The organism is Paenibacillus thalictri, assembly GCF_004307995.1.
GTDB classification, from domain to species: Bacteria; Bacillota; Bacilli; order Paenibacillales; family NBRC-103111; genus Paenibacillus_AF; species Paenibacillus_AF thalictri.
The window spans coordinates 109,071-134,598 of record NZ_SIRE01000027.1 but is presented as its reverse complement, the minus strand read 5'-3'; the positions used below and the strand labels follow the sequence as shown (position 1 = coordinate 134,598).

Sequence of the window (25,528 nt, the reverse complement as noted above, 5' to 3'; positions counted from 1 at the left end):
TAAGAATCTTCATTTATTTTTCATTTTTCAAAGATCAAATTGGAAATTTTGAAGGTGGCCGCCAGTACCCTAGGGTACTGGAAATTGGCTCAACAACAATCTTTAAGAAATACTATACGAGGAGGAACCGGCATGCAAACCAAAGAACGGACCTATCAATGGCTGATGAATGTGATCATGGCGGGGCTCGCTTGCATCTGCGTGCTGCCTTTCATCCTGCTGTTTTCCGCTTCGCTTACTTCGCAGGATGCCATTATCGCAAACGGGTTTACGTTTATCCCGACGGTGTTCAGCACGGATGCTTACGTTTACTTATGGAACGATGCGGCCAAAATAGCCAGAGCATACGGCGTGACCGTATTTGTGACAGTGGTCGGCACGGCGGCCAGCCTGATCATCACGACGCTGCTTGCTTATCCGCTGTCCCGTAAAGATTTGCCGCTGCGCAACGTATTAGCGTTTTTCATCTTTTTTACACTGCTGTTTAACGGCGGGCTCGTTCCGTTGTATCTTGTTTACACAAAGCTGTTCGAGTTGAAAAATACGATCTGGGCGCTGATTGTGCCGATTGGGTTAACCAATGCGTTTTTCGTCATGATTACGAGGACGTTTTTTCAAACGACGATCCCGGGCGAAGTTGTTGAATCGGGGAAAATCGACGGCGCAGGCGAGTTGAAAATTTTCGTATCCATCGTATTGCCGTTGTCTTTGCCGATATTGGCTACGGTGGGGCTGTTTCAGACGATTCATTATTGGAACGACTGGTTTAACGGCCTGATTTTTTTGACCGACAGCAAATTGTTCAGCATTCAGAACATGCTGAACCGGATATTGCTCGATGCGCAGTTTCTTTCCACCATGGATTTCGGCGCGGTTCAAGACAATATGACGGCTACCATTCCTACACAAACGATCCGGTTTGCGATCGCCGTGATCGGCGTGGTTCCCATTTTGCTGATCTACCCGTTTTTCCAAAGCTTTTTCGTCAAAGGACTTACGGTAGGCGCCGTGAAAGGATAGTTCCGTTAAGGCGGCAAGCGCTGCCCGCGTTCAGCGAGTGATCTGCATCAAGGGTTCGATGGAAATGAAGCCTATTTGATCTGGGAGGGGTTTATTTATGAGCAAAAGAAAACATGTCACCGCGCTGATATCCTGCCTGCTGGCAGCCGCGTCCGTTGCGTCCGGCTGTTCGACGGGAGGATCGAATGCCGGGGGGACAGCATCGCCCGGAACGGGCGGCAAGGCGGCGTCCGATGACAAGGGGAAAGCGCCGTATGAGATCAATCTCGTATATATGGGCAACGAATCCGCGGATATCAAAAAAGTAGCCGAAGCGATGAGCAAAATTACGAAGGAAAAAATCAACGCCACGGTCAAGCTGCAGCCGATCAGCGCCGGAGCATGGTCGCAGCAAACGAATTTGGCGCTGACCAGCCAGGAGAAAATCGATGTCATCATGGCGTCATCCCTTTACAGCAATTTCACTGCGCAAATTTCCGCCGGGCATTTTATTGCGCTTGACGAGCTGCTGGCCAAATATGGGAAAGATATCACAAAGCTGGTCGATCCGGCTTACATGAACGCCGGCAAGGTGGGCGGCAAGCAATACGCCGTTCCGACCAACAAGGATATGGCCACCCAAGGCGGATTTATTATGCGCAAGGACCTGCTGGACAAATATAAAATCGATGTCACGGCCATCAAATCGTACAAAGATCTTGAACCTGTGCTGGCGACGATTAAAAAGAACGAACCCAATCTGCTGCCGATCGCCACGGTAACGTCGTCGACGCCGGTCGACAACTTGCCCTTCTACGATTCGCTCGTAGACAAGCTGGGCGTGCTGCCTAACAACGAGAACAACTTTAAGGTGACGAATTTGTTCGAGCTTCCCGAATACGCGGAACTGCTGAAAACGATGCGCAAATGGTACGAGGCCGGTTATTTCTCACGTGATGCCGCGACGGCAACCGAGCCGGCTGCGGATGTCGTCAAAGCAAACAAAGCGTTTGGCTTCTTCAATCAAATGAAAGTGGGTTCATCCGAATCCCAGAGCTTGCGGACCGGCATAGAAATGGTTGCCGTCCCGATGACGGCGCCGCTGGCGATGACCTCCAGCGTAACCAATTTCATGCATGCCATCCCGCGCGGATCGCAAAACCCGGAAAAAGCGATGATGTTTCTCAATTTGCTGTATTCGGATAAAGAGCTGGTCAATCTGCTCAATTGGGGAATTGAAGGAACCCACTATGTGAAGAAGTCCGGCGAGGTGATTGAATATCCTAAGGGTGTGGACGTCAAGACGGTTGGCTACAATGCAGGCAACATCAGCTTTATGTTCGGCAACCAGTTCCTCAACTACGTCTGGCCGAACCAGCTGCCGGATATTTGGAAACAGACCGATCAATTCAACAAAAATGCCAAAAAGTCGGTAGCGCTTGGGTTTACGTTTGATGCGACGCCGGTCAAAACCGAGGTTGGCGCGGTGAACAACGTGCTGCAGCAGTTCAAGGCGGGGCTGGAGACGGGTACATTGGATCCGGAGAAGACGCTGCCGACCTTTATCTCCAGATTGCAGGCGGCCGGATTGGATAAAATTATCGCGGAAAAGCAGAAGCAGCTTGATCAATGGAAAGCTTCGTTGAAATAAGACACGGAGGATGGCCTTAATGAATCTGATTCTGATCACAATCGACAGCTTGAACAAGCATTTTTTGAATGCCTATGGCGGGCAGCCGGGAATGGACGTGCGCACGCCTAACCTCGACCGGTTTGCGGCAAAATCCGCGGTGTTTCACCGCCATTATTCCGGAAGCTTGCCGTGTATGCCGGCCCGGCGGGAATTGTACACCGGCACCCAGGAGTTTCTGTGGCGCTCTTGGGGACCTGTGGAGCCGTACGATATGCCGATTGCCCGCGCCGCAGGCGAGCAGGGGTATGTAACCCAATTCATTTCCGATCAGTTTCATTTTTTTCTCGGATACAGCCATGGATATTACGACGATTATCATGGCTTTGAGCTGATCCGCGGACATGAGCTGGATCCGTGGCGGACGGCCCCGTTGAGTGAACAGGACGAGACGTTCTTGCAAAAAATCAAATATCGTCAGAATTCGCCCAAGCCGTTTGATCGGGCGATGTACGCGAGGAATGTCAAGAACTTCAAGGAAGAAGCGGATTTTTTCGCTCCCAGAGTGTTTGCGAGTGCCGAGAAATGGCTGGAAGACAATCATTCGCATGAAAAATTCATGCTGGTCATCGACAGCTTTGACGTACACGAACCGTTTCATAATCCAGACAGTACTGCCGGCATGTATACGGATGAAGACATCCGCGACCCGGATTTGCCGGTGTGGGCGCACTCCGGGCGGACGGATGAAGGGCATGGCAGCTTAAGCGAACGCCAGATCGCTTTTATACGCTCTCAATATGCGGCGAAAATCACCTTGGTCGACAAGTGGCTCGGCAAAGTGTTCGACAAACTCGATGAACACGGGTTGTGGGACGATACGATGGTCATTGTCACCTCCGATCACGGGCATTATTTGGGCGAGCGCGATCTGATCGGCAAGCCGGCGTACAACAACTACAACGTGCTCGCGAACATCCCGCTGATGATCTGGCATCCGCAAGGCGCGCATAATGGCAGCGGGGTTAGCGCTTTGACGTCGACCGTCGATTTGTACGCGACGATGATCGATGCGGTAGGAGGCAAAGCGAAGCCGATCGGGCACAGCCGCAGCCTGATGCCCTTGCTGACGGGACGTGCCGACCATGTCCGCGACTGGGCGATTTACGGTTATTTCGGGCGCGGCATGAATGTGACGGACGGCCGGTATACGTATCATGTCGCACCGGATGAAAGTGTGCCGCTGTTTAATTATTCGACCATGTACATGAACCCTGCCGCGTTTTTCTTTCCGGGTTATGTCCCGGAGGAGGTGGAGAGCGGACGGTTCCTGCCGTATACCGAGGCGATGGTATGGAAATACGAGGTCAAGGTGCCGCCGGAATTCGCACGTTTCCACAGCGGCGGGTACGCTACCGAGCTTTATGATGTGGAGAATGACCCATGGCAGATGAACAATCTGCTGGACAGCTCTCCGGAACTGCACGCGCAGATGAAAAACTTGCTGGCTACCGCATTATCGCATCTCCGTGCCCCGGCTGAAACGTTTCGCAGGACGGGCTTAAGTCCAAGTCAACTGGCATAGCTCCCGAATCGTCTAATCGCCGTGCATAGCAAGAATGAGGGCTGCCTACCAAGTCATTTTATCGCTTTATAGCGTCACTCGCTTCAGACACGATTACATGCAATAAAGAAGCCATCCAACCCACTGCAGCCGTGGTTTTGATGGCTTCTTCGTTTCATATTGGGGATCTGCCTCACCACGACTGCCGCAGCGTAAACAGGTCGCGCAGCTCCTCGTTCGACAGTTCCGTAATCCAGTTCTCGGAGGTGGAGATGACGTTTTCACTGAGGCTCATTTTGCTCTCCAGCATTTCGTCGATTTTCTCTTCCAGCGTCCCGAGGGCGATAAACTTGTGCACCTGCACGTTGCGTTTCTGCCCCATCCGGTAGGCGCGGTCGGTTGCCTGGTTCTCCACGGCGGGGTTCCACCAGCGGTCGAAATGAAACACGTGATTGGCTGCCGTCAGGTTGAGGCCAACTCCTCCCGCTTTCAGCGATAAAATAAAGATGCCGGGCCCGTTTCCGTCGGCCGCCTGGAACGTTTCGATCATCTTGTCGCGCTCCGCTTTAGGCGTGCTGCCGTTCAGGTACAGTACAGGCTCATCCCGCTGCGAGCGCAGAATGTCGGCCAATATGCGGCCTGTGCCTACATATTGCGTGAAAATCAAGCAGGAGTCGCCTTCGTCCCGCAGCTCGCCTACCATCGCGGCAAGCCGCTCCAATTTCCCTGACCGCGTAATAAACGCTTCGCGTTGTTCCTCGGAGCGCAATAAAGATTCAGGCATCACGGTATCCTTCGTCAATGTCTCAGGATGGTTGCACAGCTGTTTCAGCCGGGTTAACGCAGCCAAGATCGCACCTTTCCGCTCGATGCCCTCCAGCTCTTTCATACGATTCATCAAATCTTTGACGGTTTGCTCGTAAAGCGCACCTTGCTCTGCGGTCAGGTTAATGTACACCTTCGTTTCCAGCTTGTCCGGCAAATCGAGCTGAATCGCGGGGTCTTTCTTTTTACGGCGCAGCATAAACGGCTTGACCAGCTTCTGCAGTTGGGCTGTACGTTCCTCATCGCGATGCTTCTCGATCGGATTGGCAAATCGATGCTGGAAGCCGCGGGCATTGCCCAAATAACCGGGATTGAGAAAATCGTAAATCGACCATAGTTCAGATAGCCGGTTTTCGATGGGTGTTCCCGTCAGGGCGATACGATGCCTTGCCTTGAGTGAACGGACGGCGGCGGATTGCTTGTTTTGCGCGTTTTTGATGTTCTGGGCTTCGTCCAGACAAAGGCAACTCCAGGTGACTTCCTGCAGCGTATCTTGATCGAGCAAAGCCGTCGTATACGAAGTGATGACGATGTCGGCGTCTTTCAGCGCGGCATGAAACGTTTCGCCGCTAAGCCGGCCTTTGCCGTAGTGAAGCAGCACCTTCAGCTCGGGCGCGAATCGCGCCAGCTCCTTCTGCCAGTTGCCAAGCACGGATATGGGACAGATCAGCAGGGCAGGGCTCGCGGATTGTGTTTGGTGGTGCAGTAAATACGTGATGAATTGAACGGTTTTGCCAAGTCCCATATCGTCGGCCAAGCAGGCGCCAAGCCCAAGCTTGCGGAGAAAGCTCAGCCAGGTGAAGCCTTCCTTCTGGTAGCCGCGCAGTTCTGCTCGCAGTCCTTCAGGCACCGGCAGCTCCTGCAATTCCGCAGGTGTGCCAAGCTGGCGAAGCAGCGCCAGCAGGTGGGCGTTAAGCTCAACCTCCAGCTTGATCCGCTCTTGTTCGTCTTCTTCATTGTCCTCGGCTGCACGCTTTCCCTCGGGGGACCGCTCCTGCTCCAGCTCGCTCAGCAGATGAAGCTGCAGCACATCCTGCAAGCTTAAGCCTTCTTCCGGGTTTACACTCTCCATAAGGCGTTTGATCTGGTCCAAAAGAGCGGGGTCAAGGAAAACCCATTCTCCGCGAAAACGGATGAACCGCTGTTTACTGCTCAGCAGTTCGGCAAATTCCGCTTCGTTCAGGTCGGTATCGCCGATTGCAATTCGCCAATCGAAATCGACCAAAGAGTTGAGTCCAAATAACGATTCGCCTCTGCCGCCGGCTTCGGAGGTGATTTGCGCGCGCAGGCGCGGCTTCCGTTTGGAAGCCGCTTCCCACCAGCCGGGCAGCAGCACGTTCCAGCCGTCGCTCAGCAGCGATCGGCTGTCCACGGTCAAGAAGCGCCAAGCGGCTTCGTCGCTCAAAGGCTTGGCAAAAAGCCGGCCGCCGCTGCTTTCATTGGGCAGCGCGGCGCTCAGCCTGGCGGCCCAGCCGGGAGCGCGTTCGCGGATGTATGGGCTCCACTCGCTGGCCCAAGCGCCGGACGCATGGCCGTCTGCAGCCAGACGAACGGGCACCAGCGCCGTTCCTTCGTTTTTATCCTGCAGCACTAAGCGAAGCCGCCAATCGGGCTGCTCCTCATCGGGCTCCAGCAGCTGCAGCGCAGGGCGGAAGGGGGCTGTATCCGGCCTCCAGCCAAGCGCGGCGAGCCATTCTTCGGCTGTAAAGGCATTTGCCGGTAGAGCAGCCGCCGCTTGCCGGGATGGAAACAAAGCGGGGTAATCCCGCCGAAGGTCGGCCATGGCCGCTTCGCCCGCATAGTGCTCGGCAGTGACGGCCGCAGAAAAAGCCGATCGCAAGCCGGACAATCGTTTACCCGGTTCATCTTCGCGGTTGAAGGTACCTTCTTCCAGCTTCGCCAGCGCTTCCGAATCGGGATCCCACGTCCACTGCAACTCGCCGCGAAGAAATGCGCTGTAGCTTGGCAAATAACGCGCTTCCTTGATTTCTTGGCTCAGCAGCGGGGCGGATGCAAGCAAATCGGCGGCGGCGCCGACTGCTCCCTCCCAGCGCACAATATCCATAAAACCCGGTTCGGCGAAGAAGCTCAGCACCATTTCGGCGGGGAGGACCGTCACCGTCAGCCCGCCGGCCTGCCGCAGCTCCAGCGTTGTTCCGTAGCAAGATGGCTCGTGCCAGGCGAACAGCCATTTGCGGAATTTTTCGCCGGGCATATCCAGCCCGTTTTGCGTTCCCCATAATAAGGCATCTCCGCTGTCCGTCAACATCGCATGCAGCGTCATGTCGTACAATGATGTGCTCATTCCAACAGCTTTCCTTTCTTTAATTCCTCTTGCAGCGCCCGCAGTCGGCTATGCCTCTCCGTAAATCCGCTGAAGAAGCGCTCCCAGCGCTCCTCCTGCTTCAGCTTTTTGTACACTTTATAGAGCCGCTTCAGCAGCTTGACGGCCGATTTGTAATCGCGCCGGTTTTTCAAAGCGACATAATGTTCGATCGCTTGATGGTAATAAGGCCGCAGCAGCTCGGGAGCTTCCTTCTCGATCGGCTGCAGGACGCTGACCTTGTGGTGGAAGGGATCGTGCTCCTGCACGATTTGCAGCTCCAGCCAAAGCTTCCATTTGCGCTGTTCGTAGAGCATGTCCTCGATCAGGGAGAGGGAATGGGGCAGCATGTCTTCCAGAACGGTCCACATCACCTTCTCCGCTTCAGGCAGCTGCGAGACGGTTTCCCTCCAAAAGCCCATATACGTATCCAAATCGTTTTTGCCCGGTCCGTAGAAGAACTTCGCGGTTTTGAACAGCCAATCGGCCAAGGCGTCCCAGTCGTGAGCGTCGGCAAGCTGCTTGAAGAACGGCAAAAAGAGATGCGCCGGCGCTTGCTTCAGCACATCGCCGGTTTCCAGCGCTTCCCACGCTGCTTCACTTCCGGATTGATGCAGCTTCAAGAACGCTATTGCCGCCGCCAGGGAAGGGGAGATGGATCCGGGAGCCGTCTGTTCGATTTCATCCGTTTCCAGCGCCGCCCAGTAGGCTGTTTTGCGCTGCGGAGTAATCCAATATTGCCAAAACATGGCGTACAGTCCGAAGTCCATATACTTATGCTCGGTTTCCTCGGCCATCAGCGACCTTACCAAACTTAACGTTTGCCGGAGGCGGTTTTCGGAAAGTGTGAAATCGAATAAAGCTGAGCTGCGTTTAGCCCATGCCTGAATATCGCCGTACACGCGGTACAGCGAAAACGAGACGTAATATTGGAAGCCGTTTTGCTTGGACAACCGCTTGATTTTTTGCAAAATAAACAGCTCTTGATGCAGCTCGAAAATCAGCCTGTCCGATTCAGAGAACGGAACGGAGCCAAAATCGACGGCTTGCAACTGATGCCGTAAAGTATCGGTCACTATTTTCAAATCGTAGGACGATGTCGTGGACGCGGCGTATTGATCCAGAAACCGATGCCAGCCGGACACGTCCATCTCGGGCAACTGCTGGAGATCCGCTCCCGATGCGGGCGCGGCCGCCATTCGCTTCAAGTAGTGCCGGGCATTCATAATCTGGGAAGCGGGATAACCAAGCCGGTCGGCCAGCTCCATCAGGACTGCGACCATATGTTTGCAGCAGCTTTGGACCGGGCAATTGCACGAACTGGAAGCGAGTTGGTCCAGGCGCAGCTTGACCTTGTAATCCTCCGAGCCGGTAACCAGCGCCTCGATGACGCGTTCCCCGGAAGTGTTCAGATTGACGACGCGCTGCTGCTTGAAGTAGTTGAACCCTCTGCTCAAGGTCACCTCATTAAACGCAGCGGCGACTTGCTTAAGCAGCATCGGCCATGTGTCATCGTTTAAAGCGGAAGAAAAGCTCATCGTAAAGCTCCTTGTTAAAATATAAAAAAATCCCTTCGTTCTAATTATAGAACGATACGCATTGAAATACTAACGGGAAATACGGCTGTCTGCCCCAAGCAGCAGCTCCAGTACCTGTTTCCGCAGCTCCTCATCGTTTAATTTTGCCGCCTGTTCAAGAGGGGAGGTGCTTTGGGAATTGATTGCGCCAGGATTGGCGCCCGAGTTCAGAAGCAGACGAACGATCTGCAGCTTGTCCTCGTATGTATCGGGAGACATGTTGTCGATTCCCTCGATGGCAAAGAAGAGCGGAGTATTCCCGTCCTGGTCCGGGTCATTCGCCGGAGCCCCCAGTGCGAGCAGCTTTCCGACGATCTCCGCATCACCTTTGCGGGCTATATAATGAAGGGCTGTTTTCTGCCGGCTATCCTTGGCTCTCACATCCGCTCCGCTCTCGTAAAGCAGCTGCACGACCTGCTTGGAAACGGGCAGGTACTGCGATGCCGTGATGAGTGGCGTTTGCTGCTCGTCGTCCCTGACATTGACATCTGCCCCTGCAGCCAGCAGCATGGCCGTGGTATCCGCCGTTTCGATGCGGTAATTGGCGAATAGCGGGAATACCGCGGCTTTTAACGGGCTATAGCCGTTGTATGCTTTGGCATTTGGGTTTGCGCCATGATCGAGCAGCAGTTTTACAAGATCGGTCATGCCTCTGTTTGCTATGGAAATGAGCGGTGTACTTCCATCGGCGTCCCGCTTATTGACGTCCGCCCCTGCTTCAATTAAGAGGGGGATGTATTTAGGCGACTGGACGGACAAAATAGTAAGCGGTGTGCTGCCCCGCTCATCTTGGACATCAAGATCGACGCGCTTATCGATAAATAGCTGTAACAGCCCGGTCATATCGGATTCCTGACCATATAAAAACAAATGCCTGCCAACGGACAAAAAGAGCCGGTCCAGCTGCTCTCCGCGAAATGAATCGATAAGCTGCTCCGCTTGGTTCAGCTCCCCGTGCTTTGTGTATTCCATGAGCACTTTGGCGGTGGCGAGTAAATCTTGAGGCGGAACAAGCCGCTCATCAACGATGGAAAGCCGCCGGGTTTCTTCCTCGTAATACACATGCCCTCCCATCGATTCCACTGTAAACCGGGCCGGCAAATACACATGCCCGTTGTAATTCAAAACGCGGTATTCGTCGTCAAGCCGTTGAGCCTCGCCGTTCACATCGATCCGCAGAGGAAACAGCAGCGCTTGCACGGCATCGGAGGCGTAAGCGGCAGAACAGGCTGACAACACCATGCCGCTCAATAAACCAAGTATAAATTTTTTCATCAGCTTCACTCCCTTCACCCAATTAAGCTTTTATCATATTAAACGCTTCAATGGGAGGAATGTCTCAGCTTATTAAATTTAACTTAAGAATTAGCGCCATTCCATTCCGAAATGGATTCCCCCGCAGCTTCGAATTTCTGTGTTTTTAGGACCGAAGATGATTGGCATTTGCCTTTAATCGAACGATCGTTTATTATATAGTCATGAGACAAAAAGACGAAAACAAAAACGAAGCGATCTTTCGCGCAACCATTCAGTTGTTGAACGAAATCGGTTTTTCCGAAATATCGATGTCCAAAATCGCCAAACGGGCCCAAGTATCGTCGTCCACGATTTACGTATACTTTGAGAATAAGGAGGACATGTTAGGCAAATTGTACCTGAGCGTAAAGGAAAAATTAAGCAAGGCCATTTTCCGGGGCGTTAACGGCGATCAGCCGGTGCAAGCGGAGTTCGAAGCCATCATCAGGAACTATGTCGAATTCGCCTTAGCTAATAAGGAAGAATGCTTGTTTCTCGAACAATTCACGAATTCGCCGCTGATCGGCAAACTATGCCTGGAACAAAGCAGCGCTATGTTTGGCCCGCTGATTGGACTGCTGGAAAGGGGGCAACGGGAGGGCCTGATTAAGCCTGTCAATCCGGTGCTGCTGCTTTCCTATTCATTCCTGCCTTTCGTCCAACTGGTCAAAGAGCATTACAATGGAACGTTCGAGTTAAACTCCGACCATCTCCAAGAAATGATTAAAATGAGCTGGGATGCGGCGCGCGTATAATGATGTTTTATTGATCCAAGCTATCCGCCGCGGTCCTGCTTATATGTTACGGAGGGCCTCATGATATGAAATCCAAATATTACAATCAAATTCCGACGCCGATGAGCACTTCCTTTGCTTCGCTGGCGTCGATGATTAAAGAGTACTCAAGGACCGGTGTGCAGCGCAAGCCGGATCAGGCCATTCCGGTTAGAGTCATGGACGCTGCAGCGCTGACGGAGGGCGAGGCAACCCAAGTCACTTGGTTCGGACATTCCGCCTCCCTTATCCAAATCGATGGCAAACGTTTGTTGCTCGATCCGATGTTGGGAGAAACCTCTTCTCCTTTTCCGATATTTAATAGCAAGCGTTACAGCGGCAGGTTGCCGATTGAACCGGAGCAGCTGCCGCCGATCGATGCTATTCTGTTATCTCACAATCATTACGACCACTTGCATCATGGTTCAATTATGAAGCTGAAGGATAAGGTTGAACATTTCTTCGTCCCGCTGGGAGTGGCCGATTACTTGATCCGCTGGGGTGTTGAGCCGCATAAAATCAGCGAGCACAACTGGTGGGACGAAGTGGAATATATGGGATTGAAGCTGGCATGCACCCCGGCCAGACATTTTTCCGGGCGAGGCTTGTTTGACCGTGATCAGTCGCTATGGTGCTCCTGGGTGATCGAGGGTGCAGAACATAAGATTTTCTTCAGCGGAGACAGCGGTTATGCACCTCATTTCAAAGAAGTCGGTGCGAAATACGGCCCGTTTGATCTGACCTTGATGGAATGCGGCCAATATGACGAGCGATGGTCCTCCATTCATATGTCTCCGGAGGAGACGGTGCAGGCGCAGTTGGATGTGCAGGGCGGCTTGATGATTCCGATTCACTGGGGGGCGTTCACATTGGCGCTGCACGCTTGGACGGACCCGGTCGAACGGGCGCTTAAGGCGGCATCGCAGCAAAATGTTCGCGTGATTACGCCGCAGATCGGAGAAACGGTAACACTGGGTATGGAAGATTACCCAACGGCCGCCTGGTGGCGGTAAGGTGAATAGTCAACAACCCCCTGCAAACCGGCCGCCGGCATGCAGGGGGTTGTTTGTACATTCCTACTAATAGAACGTAACTTCCAGTACGCTGCCGTTGTCTGTCTGATGGCTGGAGCCTGGGTCTACGGTGATCTCGATGTGCCTCAGCCGTTTGCCGACTATGCGCCTGTCGTACCGCCTGTGGTGGTGATGGTCATTTTCGGATGAAGGCGAGACTCAAAAAATACTCGAAAAAAATAAGTAGTTCCTTTTGCTTACATATTTGGTATTGTGAAAGTAAACGGTGGAATCTGCAAATTGTGAAGAACGGCAATGGAAAAAAGGGGCGAACGGGAACATGGAAGAGGGTAAGATCAGGCTGCTTGTCTGTGAGGACGATGAGGTGTTTACGAAGCTGTTGCTCAGCCGGCTATCCAAGGAAGCCGATCTGGAGGTCGTAGGGACTGCAATTAACAAGGAAACCTTGGCGTTTGCGATGGAGCAGGTGACCTTCGACGTGCTGCTGCTCGACCTTAACTTGGCGGACAGAAGAATGGAAGGTATGGAAATCGCCCTTGATCTCCGCAACCGCTATCCCTCCATCAAAGTTATCGTGCTGTCTTCTGTAGAAGAGGATGAGATCGTTGCCCTCATGTTGGGTTTCGGCCGCGTTGTCAACTATATCATGAAGGAGAATGTGCAAGACATTCCTGCTGCAGTAAGGGATGCTTATTACGAACGTTCCGGCATTCATTATTCTTCGGCGAAGAAACTGCTGAACAATTTGAATGCTCAACAGGAGCGGGAGCTGAGGAAGAAAATTACTCCCAAACAGCTGCAAATTCTCAAGCTGCAGGACGCCGGATACACCCGCAGGGAAATATCGGAAATGCTGTTTTATAGCGAATATACGATTAATAACGAGCTTTGCAAAATATCCTCCGCTTTAAAAGGAAAGTTCCCATACCTCGAATGGCTTCGGCTTAAAAAACACAATTCCAAAGATATTCTTCAGCTTGCCCGGCAACTTCATCTGATTTAAGCGAACGGGGGTTAGAGGCCTGAAGTCAGTTCCGATTGGCCCGCAGTGGGCTTGCCTTGCTTGCCTATGATCCGCCTAGAAGGAAATCGGATTTGCACATGTGTACCTTTCCCCTTGGAACTTTCGATTTGCAATGAACCGCCATGCTTTTCGACTACCATATTGCAGTAGGTTAAGCCAAGACCGAAGTTATGGGAACGGTCCTTGGTCGAGTAGAAAGGCTCCATGATGTTGCGAAGATGGTCGGCGGAGATCCCTTCTCCATTATCCCGAACATTCAGCGCAATTCCGTCTCCCGAACGCTCGCAGGAAATCCGTATGGTTCCGCCCTGCTCCGGCAAAGCGTCCAGCGCATTATGAAGCAAATTGACAATCACTTCCTTTAGATGCACCCGGTCGCCATATAATATCGTCTCGTCCTGCAGATTTAGTGAAATCTGCGTTTTTTTGTCGCTCATGTACAGCGAACATGCTGCTGTGGAGTCCTGAATGATGTCTGTGAGGCTGCATTCTTGCTCGTTTAACGCAATCGGCTCGGTCTGGTGTTGAATACGTCTGATCATTTCCAGCACCTGCCGGGATTCCGAGTGTATAAGCTCCACATCTTCATGGACTTTATCGCGCATGTTTACGTTTTGCTGTTCCAGAATTCGATCGGCCAGCAGATCGATATTGGTCAGTCTATTTTTAATCGAATGGTTTAATATGGCCGTTCCGGTCGTCACTGAACGCAACGTATTGGCAGCGACCTGCCGCTCCAGTCTCAGCTTGATGCCAAGCATTCCTGACCTGGATATGACGATGAGAAACAATATGAAGGTGACGGCCATAACGACGAGAATGGTATCGCCTAAACGAGACCAACTGCTTACGTAAATGGAGGCATAATGAAATATAAGCAAAGCCAGCACGTTCGGAATGATAATGATCGCTTCGGCGATTTTTTTGTTTCTCGGGCGGGTGTTCCGTTTCCTGATTAACCCCAGTCCCATAAGCGCAGCGGTTAGCATTAAATACACGGTAGTCATAGCCAGGAAAAAGGGGGTTTGCAAATCGAGTAAGCCGTTATCGTCCAGCGTCAGGAGGGAAAGGATCGGAGGCAGAAGCAATATCGCGGCGAACCGCTTAAGTGCCTTTTGCGAGAAGAAGCCGTGGTACACGATTCCTGTCATGAGAAAAGCGTAAGGAACCCCGGTTTCCTGCAGGAAAAACAAGACCGGGTACACGGTGCCGAGCGCCGTGACCAGCACATCCCAATGCTTAGAAGATGCGTAGGGGATAAACAAGCCCTGTATCCATTCGGTAAGCTCAAACAAGCTGGCGCAGAGTAAGCTAACGGCAGACCAAAACTTCACCCCGTCTTTGCGGTCCTGCAATAACACGGTAGCGAAAATCAGCTTGATTGAAAACGTAACTAGTTTTAACATAAACCTCCGCGTGCTACCAACCGAATGAATTTAACCTGTCCCCCTTCTTATTTTGGGCATATTTTCCTGTAATTTCAAGACCTTGTCTCGATGATTTATTTTAAAAAAATTGTAACCGATGATTTATATAAAATTTTCTTTAGAAAATAATGGGAAATAAGAACTAATTTTTATCACATATGTTGTTAAATAAAGGAATTTGTTGGATAATGTAAAAATAGGTAAATTGAAATGTCAATCACGATTCAAATGACCTATTAGCCAAGAAAATTGAAAAGGGCAAACCCGTCCGAAAGGCGGGGACGCAAAGCCATGGGCCTAAATTGATTATGTTATTTTGGAACAATTCCAGGATATCGTAACCGATATGGTCGCCAGGTTGCCGGTTAGCTTGGCTTTTTTGCGTGCAATTTTAGGACGAGAGACTGATAGAGAGAGAGTGAGTGAGGATGCATTGAAAAGAATTTTGTCAAAAGTATTTTGCTTTATTCTAGTTATTCAAATGATCTCCAGCGTTTTTTTGTATCAGCCGCAAAAAATATTTGCAGATCCAGCCAGTGTGATTAAGGTCAATTTCCAGACCCAGAATCTATCTGTGCCCGCCGGATATAGCGCTGATTATGGACAGACATTTGGTTTACACAATGGACTCCAATATGGATGGAATATTAACCATGCGGATTCCACTGTAGTCAGGAATACATATCAACAAGATCCGCTTCTTGATTCGTTTATTCGATTTCATTTAGGCGGCAGATGGGAAATAGAAGTAGAAAATGGAGAATACGATGTTGCCGTAAACGTTGGGGATGCGGTGTATGGCAGCACAAATACGGTATTTGTTGAGAATATTTCAGTATGGAGCAATGTATATCTACCTGCCGGGCAACACATGACCGGACATAAATCCGTTCAAGTCTCTGACGGCAGAATTACTATAGATCAAGGAAATATAACAGATGAACGCACGGCAATGAATTATGTTGAAATTACCAAGTCATCCGGCATGCCTATAGCTTTGATGAATGCTCCTTCACAGGGAACTCCGCAAATAGCTCCTCCGCCGGAGCGAAGAACGATTAGTGGAGAGAGGATGTTAATCTCGGGAACAATCATTAATGAATATAATGCTCCGCCTTATACCCGAATAGAAGGGCTACATGAGGAAATTGGACGTTACCTGAGCGAAAAATCGCAAGAAGTAGAACAAGCGATTGCCCAATATGAGGCCGGTGCAGAGAGATGCTCAAACTGCGATCTCAATGCTTTAGTTCAAAAAATATCCGCTAGTAATCAAATACCTGCGGTAGTTAAGGCAGGAAGCTTGAATTTAGATTCGAGTGTTGTCTTCGGTAATCCCAGTAAACCAGTTGTCTTAATTATCGACGGATTAAATACGAATCAGAAGCTGTCTATCGACATATATGGAACTTTAATTATTAAGGGCGCTTTAAATGCCAACACACAGCTAACCGTTAATGCTTTTAAACCTCAGATAGCAGAGCAGCAGCAAGGAAACTTGTTAGTAACCGGTCCGGTGCATCTGAACAATGACTCGACCGTACATGCTGCTGATCTACTGTATGCCGATACTTTAACGTACAATAATGGACTTTTGGATGTGCAGGCAAGCCGGATTACGGTAAAAAACGGGTTGAATATTAATACAAAGGTTGAAATGAAAGCGGTAGAGGAACTTGTAGTTGGAGAGTTGGTGTCGAATAACCAAACCGCCAATATAAGCGTTTCAAAGGGTGATTTGTTTATAAGAGACAATATTAGCGTGAACAATCATCTTAGTATTAAGACAGGAGGATTATTCGCAGTCGGGGGTAATATGACCTCCAATCAACGTCCGCAGATTGTGACTGGAGCGGGATCCGAGGGACAGACTCTCTTAAAATATCAGCTTCATGGCTTGAAGGCGGAATATTTTACTGAACCGGATTTAACAGGCGGAAATTATTCGAAAGTAGATGAAACCGTTAATTTAACGGCGGCACCCATTCTTCCTATAGCGGGTTTTAACGATAATCAATTCTCAGTCAGATGGACAGGTCAACTCGAACCGCGGTATTCCGAGGCCTATACATTTGATATAGCGGCTAATGGTGGGGTACGGTTATGGATTAATGATGAGTTATGGGCAGATCAATGGGCCAATTATTCAGGAGTGAATCATCAGCCTATACTATTGGAGGCGGGCAAGCGGTACAATATCAAGCTGGAATACTCTGCTAAGGGAAATCCTCGTGCAATTGTATACTGGCAAAGTCTATCTCAACAACGTGAAATGATTCCTAAAACTAATTTATTCCCTTTTGGGACACCGGTGCCACAATTCAGTTCGACTGAAAACAGCGTCAAGCTTCAATGGCAGCCTGTTTTTAATGCCGGCGGCTATGAACTCGAAATAGATGGCAAAATTATACCCTTAGCTATCGTATCCGAATACACTCACGAATCGCTGCTACCAGGCACTATCCATTCCTATCGAATGAGGGCTAATAGCTTAGATATGATCGGAGAGTGGACTCCGGTTACAAGCTACTGGACGCTTCCGGATGTACCCGGCAACATTCGTCTTACCTCTACAAGTAATACGATTTTGTTGGAATGGGATGAAGTTACGGGTGCTGCAGGGTATGAAATCGAAGTCAATAATGCCGTTATAGACAATGGGAGTGCGACTCGATATGAAGAAAATAATTTGAATCCCAATATGCAGAAGACATTTCGTGTCCGGGCCAAGAACAGCAGCGGTGTCAGTAAATGGAGCGAACTCCTTGTAAAGTCAACGATTGTTGCAGTGCCTACCAATTTAAAAGGAAATGCTACAGATTCATCTGTCCGTCTATCTTGGGACGTGGTTTCAGGGGCGGAGGGATATGCTTTGGAGGTCGATGGGAATATTGTTGACCGGCTACAATCACCGAATTATATGCATGCCAATTTGCAGACGAATACGACACACACGTATCGAGTCCGGGCTTACAATAGCACAGGTATGAGTAATTGGGGACCGTACATCAACGTTGTTACGCTTCCAAGCGTGCCTGGGCAATTAACATTGGCTACTTCCGACAACCAGATCATAATTACGTGGAAAGAAGTTCAGGGGGCACAAGGATACGACCTTGAGGTAGACGGAGCAGTAATTAGTATCGGGATAGAACCACAATATACTCATTCGGGCCTTTTGCGCAATTCTGAACATACATATCGCGTACGCGCGAAAAACGACCAGGTTTATGGCGAGTGGAGCGCTATGGTAAGAGGAATAACCCTTGCGGGAATACCTAATAACGTTCGCGCTTCCACTGCCAGTGATTTTGTTACAGTGACTTGGGATATGGTCACCGGGGCGGTGGCATATGATGTTGAGGCGGATGGAGTTGTCATCGATAATGGTCAAAATATTGAATACTTGCATAAAGGGCTCCTGCCAAGCTCTGAGCATACTTACAGGGTGCGTGCCCGAAGCGCAGGTGGAATTGGTGAATGGAGCTCAATAACGACGGTAAAGACCATTCTGGGGCATCCGCTAAATATAAGGACCGATGTATCAAATACATCTATTCAAGTTACATGGGAGCCGGTACCAGGGGCCACCAGCTACGACATTTTTATCGATGGAGAGTTGATAGAGGTCGGTAATGTTATAAGTTATACCCACGATCAATTAACTCCCTTTACGTGGCATGTTTACCGGGTAAGGGCCAGAACTGAAGCTGCAGTCGGAGAATGGAGCGCAGCGCTTACACAGTCTACGGTTATGGGAACGCCTGGGAATATACAAGCTGTGCCAGAAAGCACACAAATCACATTAAATTGGGATACTGTAGTCGGGGCAACCGGTTATGAGGTGGAAGCGGACGGAATGGTGCAAGAGGTCAGTACAGGGACGATCTTTGTTCACCAAGGGTTGGCCGTTAATTCAACTCACATGTACCGGATCCGTGCTAGAAACGAACAAGGGAACGGAGAATGGAGCAGCGTACAAAGCGGTCAGACGTTAACCTCGGGGTGGACGCCTACCATTCCGATTGTAACTGCGCCGGATATTCCGAAAAATATTAAAGCGGAGGCAACTGTAGATTCAGTTACTTTAACCTGGGACAGCGTTGCTGGAGCCAGCGGCTACGATATTGAGGTAGACAGTCTTGTCGTTAGTAATTCCGGAACTACATATATCCATAATGGGCTTGAGCCCAATACAATGCATGAATATAAGGTCCGATCGAAGAACAGCCGTACTCAGAGCGGATGGTCAGATAAAGTTCAGAAAAACACAGTACCGGCACTAACGGTCAACTTGCAAAAAGATACCGAATTTAACTTTATTATCGTCGTTCCGAGGAAAGAAGCCGTTTCCGTTCGCGAAATAACGGTTACTTATGCAGCAGAGGATATGGAGGTTCTGGATTTAAGCTTGCTTACCCCAGAAAGAGAAACGAAAGAGGGAGTTATTCAGGGGACACCTATAACCGTGAGCTCCTTTAAACAGGGTAAAATTGTTCTTCTCGTTCAAGATGCGGGGAAGACAGTTATTAACGGTATCCGATTCTTGGCAAAAGACAATAAATACACCCAATTAACGTATACGATTAAGTAGTTGCTGAGGTGAAAGGCTTGAAGGGTAAAAGGTCAATCAAACTAACTATATTAGTATTAATCGAAATTCTCTCCTTGCTTGTCTCGACGGCGACGGCATTCGCAGATTGGACTGGGCCTACGAACAGTGCGGGACCTTATAATTACTTTTTTCAGTCTGACCCCGGTCCCGAAACGTGGAATTGGGGGGACACGGATAACGGAACGATGTTTGATGAAGACGGCAATGTTTTTTGGTTTAACAGTTACCAATTATTTAAAAATTCAGCGGCAATTACGCCAAGCTTTTCCGGGCGCCTTGAAAGCATGGTTAGAGTCAATGTCACGGATCGTTTTATTTATGTAACTACCGGATATTATTATGGGGGAACCTACAATCCTTGCCATACCTCATATGATGATGGTTGCCAAGGTGGTTATGACAATGAAGTATATGCGTATCGTACTTACCGTGGTACTACAGCCGATCCTGCGAATCTAGCTCTAATGAGTTTGAACGGGGCCAATACAGGGGATATTTCATACAATAATCGACTTGCTGTCGCCGATCTGGGGGCAAAGGTTGTAAATTTGTACGATGCCGTCACAGAGACGCTTCTAGGTTCGTATCCAATGGATGAGTATGGATATCCCTATAATACTTCTTGTTATTTTCAACCTGAGGTTGAAATGCTAGTGCCAAGAAGCGGTAATAGGTTAATGATGGCTCTTAAATTTACCCCAAACCCTAGATATACTTGCATTGGCGAGGTGAAAATGCTTTACGAGCTTCGAGATACCAGGATGACACTGCTTCCTTCCACAAATAACAGGTACAAAGCCATTGATTACTACGGAGACTACTTAATGGACACCCCAGATCGGTATACGTCTAGTCTCCTCGGTTTGCCTAGTTATGTAACTCGATACTGGACACCACAAACCAAAAACTGGAATACGGGGAAACAAACCCCCGGGAGAAATACGGAAACCTCAGGAATAGGAAGAAACTCTAATCGAAGTTGGATCAGGATAACTTCGTCAGGAGCATCCAATTGTACCAATTATACCGGTCACGTTCCTGGTCCATGCGGATATGATTATTATTATTACACCTGGTTGTTACGTCCGATTCCTCCGCTTAAGGTATCAGGAACCGCTAATGGGGGGGCAGTTACCTTATCTTGGGCACCGGGCTATAACGCAGAAGGATACAACATTTATAGAAACGGAATATTCATTGGAAGTACGACTTCCAAGAGCTTTACAGATAACACTCCGGGAAGCATATATGGAGTCACCGTTACAAATGCCGGGGGAGAGTCGGATCAGAGATACGTTACTTGGACTTCGGCCGCACCTTCTATGCCAAGCGGGTTAGTGTTGGCGAAAGATTATACAAACGGCTCTATTAAGGATAAGAGTAGCTATTTTCCTCCCGTAACGAATGCGCAGTCGATCAGCATAGGGGGAGGACGATATTTCGTTCTCTACAAGGATGGAACGGTTAAATCGAAAGTTAGCCCTACATCCGAAATAGAAGACGTAACGGCTTGGTTCCCGCCATTAACTGATGCCATTTCCATTGCTTCAAACGGGGGGTATCACTATGTGCTCTATCGCAACGGTGTTGTTACGGCAGGCCCAAGTGGAGGGCCATTCACTGATGTGAGCGGCTCGTTTCCTAACACAACGACAGCTAAAGCAATAACAATTGATTCCGCGGACTTTTACACGCTACAGAATGACGGAAGAATTATTAAGAAGAAGACCGCTAGTGGTCCGGTATTCGAACAAACACAATATTTTCCCCCCGTTAAGGATGGGATTGGCATTGGAATCTACGGGGGAGACCGGTATGTGGCATATCAAGCTCCATCGCCGCCTGAATTGGAAATCGTATCACCGGTGTCTAATCAAATGCTTGGGGCGGGAGTAACTTTGGTTCCTACAGCAAGAGTTAGTGATACTAATAATAATACGTTGAGCTTGAATTATTATATGGATGGTGAACCGTCCCCGAGAGACACAAAATCAGTTTCAAATACAGCAACTTCTCAAGTAGTGAGTTTTAACGGACTTTATATCAATGAATTATCAGAAGGATGGCATACGATAAAGGTTATCGTAAACGGAGGCAGTCAACCCGTGGAAAAGTCAGTCAACATTCTCATTGACAAGTCCCCACCACAATTGGATAGCTATAACGTTGTGACTTCCGATTCATCCATTCAGATATCGGGTACGGCCACAGACGCTCTGTCCGGTCTTGACTCCAATCCTTATCGGTATACGGTAGGCTCCGAGGTAAGCGGATGGTCACCGAGCAATACTTATGTAAAGGGAGGCTTAAGTCCGGATACCGGGTATTACGTCAAACTAGAAACGCGGGATAAGCTAGGGCAGATTTCGGCTCGCGAAGAAACGGTATACACTGGGGCGCAGTTGCCAGCCGTATCGCTAAATCGAACGGCGGAAACCTCACTGGAGCTTACGTTTGCCGATGCAAACCCCTCGCAAACAAAATATCAGGTATTAGTGAGCGGACAGTATGTTAATCAGTCAGGGACATTAACAACGACACCGGTTTGGATTTCGGCTTCGGCCAGTAAAATCATAAGTGTTTCCGGACTGGTTGCAAATACAGCCTACAGTGTGCAAGCAAAGGCACAAAATACTGCAGGTGCGGAAACATCGTGGAGTTCTCCGGTTCAATTTACGACTTTGCCCGGTGCACCGGCAGGTATTACGGCGAACGTGTCGCAAAGATTCATTCAATTGAGTTGGAACCCCGAAACGGGGATAACTGCTTATGACGTCGAAGCGGATGGGGTTGTTTGGGATAATGGAACATCTGCCAGTTTTGTGCACAACGGATTATTGCCGAACACCCAACATAGTTACCGGGTTCGAGCTAAAAATATTGGGGGAACAGGAGCATGGAGCGGAATTGTCACAGCGTATACATGGCCAGACCCGCCGCCAACACCTGCAAATGTGAATACTGACTCCACGCAGACAGAGGTTACCGTATCCTGGGACTCTGTAGTTCGGGCAACGGGATATGAAGTAGAAGCCGATGGAAATATTGCGGATATTGGAAATCAGACGTCCTACATTCACAGCGGGCTTCAGCCGTTAACCAACCATAGTTACCGGGTTCGAGCCAAAAATATCGGCGGCAGTAGTCCCTGGAGCGATCCGCATGTTCAGAAGACGCTTCCTTACCCGCCCAATATGCCGGAACACGTAAGGGCGCAACCTCTAATTCATAATGTAACGATTACGTGGGAGGCGGCAGAAGGCGCAACGGCATATGAGATTGAGACCGACGGTCTGATTGTCGATTTGGGTAATGTCACGCAATACATTCATGAGGGCCTGGATGCACTGACAGGACATACCTACCGTGTTAGAGCGAAAAACGCAGGCGGGAAAAGTCCCTGGAGCGAGCCTTTGAATATTACGACACATCCGGAGAAACCGGATATCCCTTCTAGCTTAATGGCTACAGCGGATGAAACGTCCGTATCAGTCATGTGGTATAAAGTTCCACATGCAGACAGCTACGACGTTGAAATTGATGGTACGGAAATTGCCAATATCCCTGACATTCAGTTTGTCCATAGTGGTTTGCAGCCCGATAGCAAGCATACTTATCGGGTACGGGCCAAGAACATTAGTGGAGACAGCGGATGGAGCGCTCCTATTCAGATGGCTGCTTTGCCTAAAGGAAGTGCGGAAAATAAGGCGCTTACTAACGTTGTGGCTGTAGTGACAAATCGGTATATTACGCTTTCTTGGGATACTGTGGCTATGCAGGCAGGGTATGAAATCGAAGTTGACGGAGAATTGCGCGATAACGGCAAGAATACGATCTACCAGCATTCGGATCTGAAAGCGAACGAATTTCATACGTATAAAATTAGGCCTAAAAATCAGGATCAAACGGGCGATTGGGTTGCCATCTTATCATTGGCTACTTTGCCGGATCCGCCAGATGCTCCCACAGGAATAGAAGCCACCGCTACCAACAACAGCATCGAGCTTCGTTGGCAAAAAATTGAGGGAGCCGACGGTTACGACCTTGAGATTGACGGAAATACGCTTGAACTTGGGCGCGATACAGGTTATATCCATATTCCACTGGCTCCGGGGACTTCTCATACTTATAGGGTACGGGCCAAAAATGTAACCAGTGTGACAGCTTGGAGCGCAGCGCTTGTCAAAAGTACAACCAGTCCGACGTACAAAGTGAAGGCGACAAACGGCCAAACGTTTGATTTGTCGCTGCTTGCTTCCAATGTGCAGGATTTCAGCGAATTGAATTTTGTCGTTGCATATAATCCTGATGAGCTTGAAGTTATTGATTTATACGCGTATACGCCAAAACAAGATACCGGCACTGGAAAAATCCCCGGGTCTAATTTGGAGGCTGTCTATACACCGGGGAGAATCAAATTTAAGGTGCAGCAAAATATTGTACCAGGCACTTCGTGGTCAGGGGACGTTAGCTCCCTCCTGTTCAAATCGAAGATTGATGGAGAAACCGCTATCGATGTAACGGTAGAGTAAGTGATCGAGGGGGAGAAGAGCCGACAATGAGTCTCTTTTTGAAAAAGTATCAGAAATATATGGCGGTGCTTCTAGGGATCGCGTTGATCGTCGAATTGGCTGCCTTTTATCCGTTTGGCAAGGCAAAAACGCCAGAAGCGTATGCTAACGCCGATGGAGGCGATGAGCGCAAAATAGCGGCGGATATATCCAATATGACAGGTGTCTCTATCTCGAAAATTATGGAGATTAAAAAGACAGGTAAAACATGGAATGAAGTTATTCAAATACTAAAAACTTTTGACAAAACCGGCAATTTGGCGGAGAAGGAGAGAAGAAATCAGGTATTAACGGAGTCGGGGTTGGAGGAAGAGGACGTCAAGCAGTTAACGGCTCAAGGTTATAGTAATCAGGAGATCACTGAATCCAAGTTGCTGGCTGAGCGTGTACAGTTTCAAATTAAAGAAATGACCGCAGAGTCCCCGCTGCAACAAATAGAGAAGCCTCATGTAGAGGCTTCTCTTACTAAAAAAGATGATGACAGAAAAAACGTATACCGGAAAATTGCTGAGCAATTCAGTGTAAAGTTAGTCGTCACCTTCATGCTTAAGTTAAAGAAGGATTATGGAGATATCGAGGCAGTAATGGACGAGTACTTGCTATCGTTGCAGTTGGACCTCGATTTGGAGGATTATTCAAAAGATAAGCAGCAATATCAGCGTGATAAAGAAGAAAAGAAGCTAGGTGTTTTTAAAGAAAGCATCGTCACTCTATCCGTTCTAGAACAAGATTTACTGGAAAAGATGAAAACTTCAAATAACGCCACTAAAGAAGAGTTCTTCTCAACAATGCCGTCGAACAAATCGGGAAAGGAAGCGGACTTAAAAAGTCCGATCCCGGACGTTCCGATTCCTGTAGTCAAAGACGTACGACCTCAAAATCCTGGAGATGCAGTGCGCAAAGAAATCGACAGCATCAATCCAAATAAAAAAGATTAGGAGCGAACGATGTTGAAACAATTAAAAAAAATAATGAAAAGGATAGCCAGAACGGTAGTTGCTATCGTCTTTATAGGCACAACACTTCAAATGGGACTGACCGCATATCGAATGGCGGAAGCGGAAAGCGGACCATCGTCTGTAATAAATGCAGAGCAACCGGCAGCACCGATTTCCTCCGGCAATCAGCAAGAAGCTGCCGCCGTGAGAGAAGTTCAAATTTCGCAAGCTGTATTGGATAAAATCAGAGAAGAGAGTCCGGCTCGTTTCGATCAAAGTGTATCGGATTACAAAAACTTGCTTGCCAAGATTGACGCACATCAAAAAGTTCAAGATGAAATAGAGCAGCTTATCCTTGCGGGCTATAGACTTCCCGATTTGTTAATCGCCTTGGAATTTCTGAACGATGAATATGCTCAGATACAACAAATGGAGTTGCTTCTTAAGGACAAGCAAGCAGGGAAGTCGTGGGCAGCGGTATTTAAGAGTTATCACGACACCCACGCCTCGTTCGTTCCACGTGCATTTGATTCAGACGAACTGGAAACGTTGCTTACGAAATCCGGGCTTACCTCCGATGACCTGATGATAGCCGACCGCATTTCCTTTGAAACGGGAGAGGCTGTTAAGCAACTTATCGCATCGAGAAAATCGGGCGGCAGCTGGAAGGATATTAAAGCCGATAGGAACATCATTAATAGCGCTGCCGCACTGCCACGCGTACCATTAACGGCGGAGCAGCTCAATTATTGGATGCAGGCGGGCAATATGATCGAGGATCAGGTGGCTGCAGCGTTTGTACTGGCGTTTAAAACCGGGGAGCAGCCTGAAAATGTCATTCAGAAGCTGAACGGCGGCTCCAGTCAAGAGGCTATTTTGGCTGAAAGCTATCAAAGCAAATATGAATAAACCGGAACTATGTTGGTGATATA

At 49.2% G+C, this 25,528-nt stretch carries 14 protein-coding genes and 1 riboswitch; of the genes, 10 read left to right on the top strand and 4 right to left on the bottom strand.

Features of this window, described 5'->3' with window-relative positions:
* Nucleotides 1-132 precede the first annotated feature (132 nt).
* The 3 genes from EYB31_RS31300 (at nt 133) to EYB31_RS31290 (ending at nt 4,214) form a co-directional block, all read left to right on the top strand.
* Nucleotides 133-1,020 carry a carbohydrate ABC transporter permease gene (locus tag EYB31_RS31300; protein WP_131017425.1) on the top strand — a complete coding sequence of 296 codons (888 nt, stop codon included), beginning with the start codon at nt 133-135 and terminating at the stop codon, nt 1,018-1,020.
* A 97-nt stretch (nt 1,021-1,117) separates the two neighbouring features.
* A complete protein-coding gene (locus tag EYB31_RS31295; protein WP_131017424.1) occupies nt 1,118-2,650 on the top strand; it encodes an ABC transporter substrate-binding protein in 1,533 nt (510 codons plus the stop codon).
* 19 nt (nt 2,651-2,669) lie between these two features.
* Complete coding sequence (locus tag EYB31_RS31290) at nt 2,670-4,214, top strand: sulfatase (protein ID WP_165452709.1); 1,545 nt, start codon at nt 2,670-2,672, stop codon at nt 4,212-4,214.
* 172 nt (nt 4,215-4,386) lie between these two features.
* Here EYB31_RS31290 and EYB31_RS31285 read toward each other — a convergent pair whose 3' ends face one another.
* The 3 genes from EYB31_RS31285 to EYB31_RS31275 form a co-directional block, all read right to left on the bottom strand.
* Nucleotides 4,387-7,323: a DEAD/DEAH box helicase gene (locus EYB31_RS31285; RefSeq protein ID WP_131017422.1), complete on the bottom strand. Its 2,937-nt coding sequence runs from the start codon at nt 7,321-7,323 to the stop codon at nt 4,387-4,389.
* Complete coding sequence (locus EYB31_RS31280) at nt 7,320-8,879, bottom strand: SWIM zinc finger family protein (RefSeq protein ID WP_131017421.1); 1,560 nt, start codon at nt 8,877-8,879, stop codon at nt 7,320-7,322. The genes EYB31_RS31285 and EYB31_RS31280 overlap by 4 nt, the downstream gene beginning before the upstream one ends.
* A 69-nt stretch (nt 8,880-8,948) precedes the next feature.
* Nucleotides 8,949-10,193 (bottom strand): ankyrin repeat domain-containing protein, encoded by a 1,245-nt coding sequence (locus EYB31_RS31275; RefSeq protein ID WP_131017420.1) that lies wholly within the window; start codon nt 10,191-10,193, stop codon nt 8,949-8,951.
* A gap of 203 nt (nt 10,194-10,396) precedes the next feature.
* Here EYB31_RS31275 and EYB31_RS31270 point away from each other — a divergent pair, with 203 nt between their 5' ends.
* The 3 genes from EYB31_RS31270 (at nt 10,397) to EYB31_RS31260 (ending at nt 13,024) form a co-directional block, all read left to right on the top strand.
* Nucleotides 10,397-10,969 (top strand): TetR/AcrR family transcriptional regulator, encoded by a 573-nt coding sequence (locus EYB31_RS31270; protein WP_131017419.1) that lies wholly within the window; start codon nt 10,397-10,399, stop codon nt 10,967-10,969.
* 65 nt (nt 10,970-11,034) lie between these two features.
* Complete coding sequence (locus tag EYB31_RS31265) at nt 11,035-12,000, top strand: MBL fold metallo-hydrolase (protein WP_131017418.1); 966 nt, start codon at nt 11,035-11,037, stop codon at nt 11,998-12,000.
* Nucleotides 12,001-12,340: 340 nt separating this feature from the next.
* A complete protein-coding gene (locus EYB31_RS31260) occupies nt 12,341-13,024 on the top strand; it encodes a response regulator transcription factor (RefSeq protein ID WP_131017417.1) in 684 nt (227 codons plus the stop codon).
* 11 nt (nt 13,025-13,035) lie between these two features.
* Here EYB31_RS31260 and EYB31_RS31255 read toward each other — a convergent pair whose 3' ends face one another.
* Entirely contained in the window at nt 13,036-14,451 is a 1,416-nt protein-coding gene (locus EYB31_RS31255) for a sensor histidine kinase (protein ID WP_131017416.1), read from the bottom strand.
* Between the two features lie 268 nt (nt 14,452-14,719).
* Nucleotides 14,720-14,838: riboswitch (cyclic di-GMP riboswitch) on the top strand.
* Between EYB31_RS31255 and EYB31_RS31250 the strand changes: the two genes are divergently transcribed.
* From EYB31_RS31250 to EYB31_RS31235, 4 genes are all read left to right on the top strand, one after another.
* Complete coding sequence (locus EYB31_RS31250; protein ID WP_165452708.1) at nt 14,819-19,066, top strand: fibronectin type III domain-containing protein; 4,248 nt, start codon at nt 14,819-14,821, stop codon at nt 19,064-19,066. Its footprint overlaps the riboswitch before it by 20 nt.
* 206 nt (nt 19,067-19,272) lie before the next feature.
* Entirely contained in the window at nt 19,273-23,619 is a 4,347-nt protein-coding gene (locus EYB31_RS31245) for a fibronectin type III domain-containing protein (RefSeq protein ID WP_131017414.1), read from the top strand.
* A gap of 38 nt (nt 23,620-23,657) precedes the next feature.
* The gene (locus EYB31_RS31240; RefSeq protein ID WP_131017413.1) at nt 23,658-24,596 is read left to right on the top strand and encodes a hypothetical protein; all 939 of its coding nucleotides are present in this window, start codon (nt 23,658-23,660) and stop codon (nt 24,594-24,596) included.
* 9 nt (nt 24,597-24,605) lie between these two features.
* Nucleotides 24,606-25,505, top strand: a complete 900-nt coding sequence (locus tag EYB31_RS31235) for a hypothetical protein (RefSeq protein WP_131017412.1) — start codon at nt 24,606-24,608, stop codon at nt 25,503-25,505.
* Nucleotides 25,506-25,528 lie beyond the last annotated feature (23 nt).